Source organism: Acetomicrobium mobile (genome assembly GCF_937920065.1).
Genome location: NZ_CALETC010000237.1, coordinates 1 through 7,409 on the forward strand (window position 1 = coordinate 1; position 7,409 = coordinate 7,409).

The 7,409-nt window shown below is 47.5% G+C and carries 10 protein-coding genes; 9 read left to right on the forward strand and 1 reads right to left on the reverse strand.

Annotation, left to right across the window (positions count from 1 at the left end; genetic code table 11):
- From Q7P41_RS09020 to Q7P41_RS09030, 3 genes are all read left to right on the forward strand, one after another.
- A partial coding sequence (locus tag Q7P41_RS09020; RefSeq protein ID WP_369693152.1) for a biotin/lipoate A/B protein ligase family protein occupies positions 1 to 295 on the forward strand: 295 nt, incomplete at its 5' end.
- A gap of 13 nt (positions 296 to 308) precedes the next feature.
- Positions 309 to 1,190 carry a radical SAM protein gene (locus Q7P41_RS09025; protein ID WP_303883637.1) on the forward strand — a complete coding sequence of 294 codons (882 nt, stop codon included), beginning with the start codon at positions 309 to 311 and terminating at the stop codon, positions 1,188 to 1,190.
- Between the two features lie 3 nt (positions 1,191 to 1,193).
- Positions 1,194 to 2,174 carry a radical SAM protein gene (locus Q7P41_RS09030; protein ID WP_303883638.1) on the forward strand — a complete coding sequence of 327 codons (981 nt, stop codon included), beginning with the start codon at positions 1,194 to 1,196 and terminating at the stop codon, positions 2,172 to 2,174.
- Here Q7P41_RS09030 and Q7P41_RS09035 read toward each other — a convergent pair.
- Positions 2,143 to 3,057 carry a peptidase M23 gene (locus Q7P41_RS09035; protein WP_303883640.1) on the reverse strand — a complete coding sequence of 305 codons (915 nt, stop codon included), beginning with the start codon at positions 3,055 to 3,057 and terminating at the stop codon, positions 2,143 to 2,145. The genes Q7P41_RS09030 and Q7P41_RS09035 overlap by 32 nt on opposite strands.
- Before the next feature lie 352 nt (positions 3,058 to 3,409).
- Between Q7P41_RS09035 and uxuA the strand changes: the two genes are divergently transcribed.
- The 6 genes from uxuA to Q7P41_RS09065 all read left to right on the forward strand — a co-directional run bounded on the left by uxuA (position 3,410) and on the right by Q7P41_RS09065 (position 7,274).
- A complete protein-coding gene (uxuA, locus tag Q7P41_RS09040) occupies positions 3,410 to 4,498 on the forward strand; it encodes a mannonate dehydratase (RefSeq protein WP_303883652.1) in 1,089 nt (362 codons plus the stop codon).
- A gap of 69 nt (positions 4,499 to 4,567) precedes the next feature.
- Positions 4,568 to 4,894 carry a cupin domain-containing protein gene (locus tag Q7P41_RS09045; RefSeq protein WP_303883642.1) on the forward strand — a complete coding sequence of 109 codons (327 nt, stop codon included), beginning with the start codon at positions 4,568 to 4,570 and terminating at the stop codon, positions 4,892 to 4,894.
- A 198-nt stretch (positions 4,895 to 5,092) separates the two neighbouring features.
- On the forward strand, positions 5,093 to 5,755 hold the full coding sequence (locus Q7P41_RS09050; RefSeq protein WP_303883644.1) for a flavodoxin family protein: 663 nt from the start codon (positions 5,093 to 5,095) through the stop codon (positions 5,753 to 5,755).
- A gap of 37 nt (positions 5,756 to 5,792) precedes the next feature.
- Positions 5,793 to 6,509 carry a dienelactone hydrolase family protein gene (locus tag Q7P41_RS09055; protein ID WP_014806952.1) on the forward strand — a complete coding sequence of 239 codons (717 nt, stop codon included), beginning with the start codon at positions 5,793 to 5,795 and terminating at the stop codon, positions 6,507 to 6,509.
- Between the two features lie 115 nt (positions 6,510 to 6,624).
- On the forward strand, positions 6,625 to 6,870 hold the full coding sequence (locus Q7P41_RS09060; protein ID WP_303883648.1) for a CopG family transcriptional regulator: 246 nt from the start codon (positions 6,625 to 6,627) through the stop codon (positions 6,868 to 6,870).
- Positions 6,864 to 7,274 (forward strand): type II toxin-antitoxin system VapC family toxin, encoded by a 411-nt coding sequence (locus Q7P41_RS09065; RefSeq protein WP_303883650.1) that lies wholly within the window; start codon positions 6,864 to 6,866, stop codon positions 7,272 to 7,274. The genes Q7P41_RS09060 and Q7P41_RS09065 overlap by 7 nt, the downstream gene beginning before the upstream one ends.
- Positions 7,275 to 7,409: the final 135 nt, after the last annotated feature.

Here is a 7,409-nt window from a genome sequence, read left to right on the forward strand (position 1 = left end):
GCACGGCACGATACTTGTTGACCCTGACATCCGATTGATGTTCGAGCTGTTAAAGATAAGCCCGGAGAAGATCTCTGACAAGTTCATCGCATCCGTTTACGAGCGGGTAACGTCACTTGCACGAGAGCTAAAAAAGCGCACGAGCTTTGAGGAGGTAAGGGATGCGATGTGTGGGGGCTTTGCCGATTCCTTGGGCGCATCTTTCGAGGAAGGCGACTTGACACATGAGGAAATAAGCTTAGCGGAAGAGTTAAAGGCAAAATACGCTTCAAAAGAATGGCTCATGAAGCGGTAAAGGTGCAGGCGGAATGAAAGAATACGAAACGACAGGCGACAACAAAAATAATTTTTACGCCTTCTACCCAAAGCCCTTATTTCCCTCCCTTTCGATAACGGGAAATGCTTGCGCCATGCACTGCAAACACTGCGATCGCCACTACCTCGAACATATGATCCCCTGTAGCGATCCCGCAACCCTTTACCGAAAGTGCCTCGAATTCGACAAAAAAGGATACAAGGGAGTGCTTGTAAGCGGCGGTTACAACGAAAACGGGTGGGTGCCTTTGGAGGGCTTCGTCGACACATTGGCACGCATCAAGGGCGATACAAAGCTGGCGATAAACGTCCACTGCGGGCTCGTCCCCGAAGGTCTTGCCCGAAGCCTTGGCAACGCCGGCGTCGACGTCGTTTCCTTTGACCTGATAGGCGATGACGAAACGATAAGGGAAGTCACAGGTCTTGACAAATCTGTAGAGGACTACGTCAGCACCCTGGATCATTTGCTTGAAAATGTCTCCTGCGTGGTGCCCCATATAACGATTGGCCTCCACGGGGGACGCCTCAAAGGCGAAAAAAGGGCCGTTGAGATAGCGTGCTCAAGGAAAGTGAGCACCCTCGTCTTTTTGGTGTTGATACCCACAGGCGGCACGGCCTTCGAGGCAGTAAACCCTCCGTCGGCCGATGAAGTCGAGGACGTAATATCCTACGCCCGCAGCAAAATGGAAGAGGCAAACATTTTCCTAGGCTGCATGAGGCCCCGACAAACAGAATACGAGCTTCGGGCCCTCAAGGCGCGCGTAAACGGGATCGTGGTGCCGAAAAAAGAAACCTTGGAAGCGGCTCGAATTATGGGTTTAAAACTTCAAAAAATAGACCTCTGCTGCGCCGTCCCAATGGAGATAGGAGGGTAAAAGTTGGTCAAATATGTAAGGGTTGCGCTGGGCACCGCTGCTGTTTTAGGCTTTTGCAAGGTTAAAATAGAAGTTGCCCCCACCACGGCCCATCTGCTGGTTTACAGCGAAAGCAAGTGCCTTGCCAACTGCATGTTTTGCCCTCAGGCAAGAGAAAGCCTCGCCGACGGCGAGATGCTTTCCAGAGTGGAGTGGCCAAGGTTTTCGCTGGACGACGTCATCGAAGCGCTGCAGAAATCAACCCATGCTTTCAAAAGGGTATGCCTTCAGTCCGTAAATTACCCCAGCGTCGCAGATGACCTCATCGAAATAGTTGCATCGATAAAGAAAGCCTGCGATCTTCCCCTTTCCGTCGCCTGCCATCCGATCTCGCCAAAGGACATAAAAAGGCTGACAGATGCAGGAGCAGAGCGCATAGGGATCGCTCTGGACGCCGCTACTCCCGAACTTTTCGAGAAAATAAAGGGCAAAGGAGCAAAATCTCCCTATTGCTGGGAGACCCACTTAAAGGCCCTTGAGGAGGCAAAAAAGCTCATCGGCAGGGCGACGACCCACCTCGTCGTCGGCTTGGGAGAAAGCGAAGAGGAGATGATAAGGACAATCCAGATGCTTTACGACCGCGGTATAACGGTAGGGCTTTTTGCCTTTACGCCCGTCAAGGGAACCCCACTTGAAAAATGGCCGAGGCCTAAAGTTTCAAGCTACAGGAAAATCCAGATGGCACGCCACCTCATAGCAAGCGGCATCGCCAGAGCAGATGGCATGAAATTTCAAGGCGGACGCTTAGATGATTTTGGCGTTGACGGCGCTACGCTTGAGCTTGCCGCGGACAGCGGCATTCCCTTCATGACGTCGGGATGTCCTAATTGCAACAGGCCCTTCTACAACGAATCGCCCTTGGGCCCGATGTATAACTTCCCTCGAAAGCCCACAAAAGAGGAGATAGAATCCATCAAGAAAGAGCTTGACCTTGCGGGCAAATGATGACTGAGGCTTTATCCTTCAAACTCATCTTTTTCCCGTCTTGAGGGATCAACTTCCACATAAAATCACCGGACAAGCCCATATAGCACGAAATGCCCTTCATGATGAAGTTGTCAAGCTTTACTGAAAAAGGTTCTACCTCAAACCTGGCAAAACCGTCGGAGTAAATATTTGTTACGTGCCCTATCTTTACACCGTCAATGTATACGGGATCGCCGATCTCTACCTTTCCGCGTGCCAGCACGCCTCCAAAGCCGTAATGCGGCAGACCCCCGTCTAAAATCCCAATGCCTTTGCCAACTGCAACGGGCAGGCCGGAAAATAAGCCCATCCGGGCAGTAGGCCCTTTAAGGAGCGTGTAATTCGGCCTTTGGACGATGACTTTGCCCTGAAAGCTTGAAGCAGGAAGCATGCCGTAAAACTTCTCCCATTTCAAGGAAGCGTGAACAGGCATGCCTCCCCTTGCCCTGATCAGATTGTCGCGCGGCCTGATTTCGACGTGCATATGAAGATCGGTCCAGGAGTCGAAGTGCCCGTTTTTTACCATTTCCCCCAGGATCTGGCCAACTTTAACGCTGTCGCCCACCTTGACGGTTGGTTTTACATGGAGGATGCGAACGAGGTACTCAGACGTCACCGGCGTTTCGATGGCGATCAGGTATTCCTTCGTGGGCATTTGAAATTGCTTCGTCCTCGGAGCCGTAAATTCATAAATATACGTAACCTTTCCCTCTACGGGAGAGGGGGCGTCATGAGAGAAAGGGTAGATGTCGACAGCTTTATGCTCGAAGTGCGCAGGGTAGGGGCTGTTGAAAAAGGTCACCCTGTTTGACAGTTGCGCGTATATCTTTATCCCGCAGAAACTCGCGATCTCAACAGTCAAAAAATATCTCCCTTCCTTGAAATCCTTGAAAAAATCCGCAGCACAGATTGATTAAACACCAATTATACAACTCCTCCTATCTGTCGTGCCTATAGTGCAAATATAACAATTTATCGAAGATATATAAATAGGACATTAAAATACAGCGGGTTTGTATTGACAACTTACATACAGGTATTTTAGTATGCGCGCAGCTTAAGTGGAGCTTAAATCTAGCAAAGAAAGGCTTCGTTTATCTACGCTTCAGGAATCACACCAACAAACCGAAGCTTGTGTTTTTTCATATAATATGATAGACAAGATCGCACCGGTCATCTAAGTGCGTAAACATGGAGGTAGATATGTCGTGAAGATGAGCTTTCGTTGGTTTGGAAAGGGATATGACCATATAACGCTTGAGCAGATCAGGCAGATTCCCGGGATGGAGGTAGTTGTAACTAGCTTACTTGACATACCGGTTGGCGAGGTGTGGCCATTAGAACGCCTCAAGGCCCTAAGGGAAGAAGTCGAAAGCTACGGCCTAAAGCTTGAAGTGATAGAGAGCGTAAACGTACATGAGGATATTAAGTTAGGGCTCGAAACGCGGGACAGTTACATAGAAAAATACATAAAAACCATGAAAAACCTCTCCCAAATAGGCGTGAAGGTGATCTGCTATAACTTCATGCCCGCCTTCGACTGGCTTAGGACGGAGTTGGAATACCAATTAGAAGATGGCTCCAGGACCATGGCATATAGGCACGATTTCGTCTCCAAGATAGATCCTGAAAACTTCGCCGAACAGTTTATGGAACAGTCGAAGGATTCAGAGCTACCCGGTTGGGAGCCCGAAAGGCTTAAGGAAATCTCCAAGACCATAGAAAGATACAAAGAGATGACGGAGGACAAGTACTGGAAAAACATCAAATATTTCCTCGATAGCATAATACCTTCCGCAGAGGAGTGCGACATAAAGATGGCTATACACCCCGACGATCCGCCGTGGCCGGTGTTTGGCTTGCCAAGGGTCATAACGGGAAGGGAGAACATACGCAAATTTCTGGACCTGAACAAAAGCAGGTACAACGGCATAACCGTTTGCACCGGTTCTCTGGGCGCTAACAGGCAAAACGACATCCCTGCCATCATTAGGGAGTTTGGCAAGGAAGGCAGGATCCATTTTGCGCACATCAGAAACCTTAAGTTCACCTCCGATAGGGATTTCTACGAAAGCGCACACCTCTCCAAATGCGGATCCCTTGACATGTTTGAGATCGTAAAGGCCTTTTACGATGTGGGATTTGACGGATACATGAGGCCGGATCACGGCAGGATGATTTGGGGAGAAACAGGCCGCCCCGGTTATGGGTTATACGATAGGGCATTAGGTGCAGTTTACCTGCAGGGCCTGTGGGAAGCAATAGAAAAGATGGCAAATAAATATAGAAACCCAGCTTTTTAGCATTTAAAATATATTTTGGCCTAAATCTTGAATTTTCGCCCGATCTTAGAAATGGAGAGCGTACCTTTAATGAAAAAGAATGCAAATCTTTATGATCCATCATCAGCGTCGCTTAGCGAGGAGGTAGCTGAAACCCTTTACGTCGACGAATGGGTGCGCATAGAGCGCATCATTTCGACAGGCCAGGCATCTCCCGAGGGGTTTTGGTACGACCAAAAAGAGAATGAGTGGGTGTGCGTCCTCGAAGGACAGGGAGCTATCCAGTGGGAGGACGGCAGTACAAAAGTGCTCGATAGGGGAGAATGGGTCTTAATTCCCGCTCACGTCAGACACCGCGTCCTTTCGACAAGTGCCACCCCTCCATGTATATGGCTTGCCTTTTTCTGGAGACGCTAATCCCTATTTAAGATCATGTTCACTTACAAATACCAGCAGCCCCATCAGCAGTAAATTCGCTTGGTAAACAATTTACCTTGCAACTGCTATAGCTATCCCCTTCGTGCCTTGAGGCATATAATTAAGGTACAAGTTCGAGTCGAAGCTTGATTTACCTGACTGATCTAAAATTTCAATAGCATACGGGGAGGCTAAACCATGAAGATACTTTGCATATCGGGAAGCCCGAGGGGAAAGCAAAGCAATACCTTTAAACTTACGGAAGAGGCTTTGATCGAAATTAAATCGCAATATGCGGGCGCTGCAATTGAATGTGTGCATCTTAGCGATAAAGACGTCAAATATTGTATTGGCTGTGGCTTGTGCCATAAAGATCTTCTTAAATGTCCTCTCAGGGACGACGTAAGAGATATCCTCCAAAAGATGCTGAAGGCGGACGTCATAATGTTCGCTTCGCCCGTTTATATAAACCATATCTCGGCTCAGCTTAAAGCGCTTTTGGATCGTTCAAGCCCCTTTATTCACTGCCAAATGCTTTTGGGCAAATACGGTGCCGCCTTTGCCACATCGGGAGGTGGGCCTCACGTGATGGTTTTGGATTACCTCGAAGATTACATGATAAGCTGTGGCATCCAGTATGTGGGTGGAGTCTCTGGACCGATGTCAGAATTTGATGTCCTAAAGGAAAGGGCCAGATCGCTTGGTACTCAAATTGTCGAAGCTGTCAGGGAGGGCAAAAAATTTCCGGATCAGTTGGCAATCATGGAAGTCAGGCGAAGGTTCTTTAAAGATGCAATCTCTTCGAGAAAAGAGCAGTGGGCAGGCGAGTATAAATACTGGAAGGACAAAGGATGGCTTTAAATTTGATGGAGTAAAGTCCAAAAGGAGGGCCAAGAGAATGAGAGAGGAAATTTTTGAATATAGATGCGGGGATGTGGTTTGTGAGGGATACATAGTCTACGATGATAAGACGGAAGACAAGCGCCCCGGAGTATTGGTGGTACATGAATGGACGGGACTGGGAGACTACGAGAAAAGACGGTCCAGACAATTGGCTGAGCTTGGTTACGTCGCTTTGGCCGCCGATATCTACGGCAAAGGAGTAAGGGCAAAAACTACAGCAGAGGCAGCAGATCTTGCCGCCAAGTATCGCTCGGATAGAGCCATGCTTCGGTCCCGTGCAAGTGCAGCGCTTGAGGCTCTAAAAGATCTCCCGTTTGTGGACTCGTCAAGGATAGCTGCCATCGGTTACTGCTTTGGCGGTGGAACGGTGCTTGAGCTTGCAAGAAGTGGAGCCGAATTAGATGGCGTTGTGAGCTTTCACGGTAACCTAGACACACAAAACCCCTACGAAGCTAAAAACATAAAGTGCAAGATTCTGGTATGTCACGGAGCAAATGATCCATTTATACCCAGGGAACATGTCCTTGCTTTCCAGGATGAGATGCGAAACGCAGGCGTTGACTGGCAAATGATATTTTATGGCGGTGCTGTGCACAGCTTTACCAACCCTGCCTCCGGAAACGATCCTTCCAAGGGCGCCGCTTACAATGAGCTGGCGGACCGCAGGTCCTGGGAAGCAATGAGGGCTTTCTTTGCTGAAATATTAACATGATTAGACCATATCTGTAATTTCAGTTTAAAGTTATCTGAGGACTATATGGAGTAACATTATTTATAAAATAATGTTATAATAGCAATAGACATTATAAAATAAGAGGTGTTATGAAATGCTGCGTAAACAGATTTACCTCGATGACGACACCGAGGAAATTTTAAAAGAGATCTGTATTAGCATGGGCATTTCCCAATCGGAGGCCATTAGGAGGGCCTTACAGGAGTATGCTTTAAAGTTAAAGCAAGAAAAGGATAATAAAGAAAACCCTCTGTTAAAAATGATAGGCATAGCAAACAGCATTGTGTCGGATGCCAGTGAAAAACACGATGAATACCTTTACGGCAGGGGAAAATGCTAGTATTTGTAGACACAAGTGCGTGGATTGCTGTTTGTATCGCTAACGACATCCATCACAACCCGGCTAGGGAAAAACTGGATAGACTTGTAAAAGAAAAGGATGTATTGGTCACCTCAAATTATGTGCTCGATGAAACGTATACGAGACTTCGTTATGATGCGGGTTTGGAGGCAGCAATTACATTTCACAACCTTGTCATGGAATCTGCATTGAATGGAGATCTGCTGCTGGAACGCATTAATGAAAAGATTGAAGAGATAGCCTGGAACATTTTTGTATCCTATCAAGATCAAGATTTCTCCTATACTGACTGTACAAGCTTTGCCCTTTGTAGTGAGATAGGCATCAAAAGGGCATTCGCTTTTGATAAACATTTTTCTGTTATGGGTTTTATCTTGATTTAAATGTCTGTTCTTTAAAAGGAGTGATGTCATTGGATACCGTTTCTTTGCTTAAATGTCTTTCAAGCGCGGACAGTCCCTCAGGCTATGAGGACGAAGTCCTAAAGGTCATCGAAGAAAACATCAAACCCTACGTCG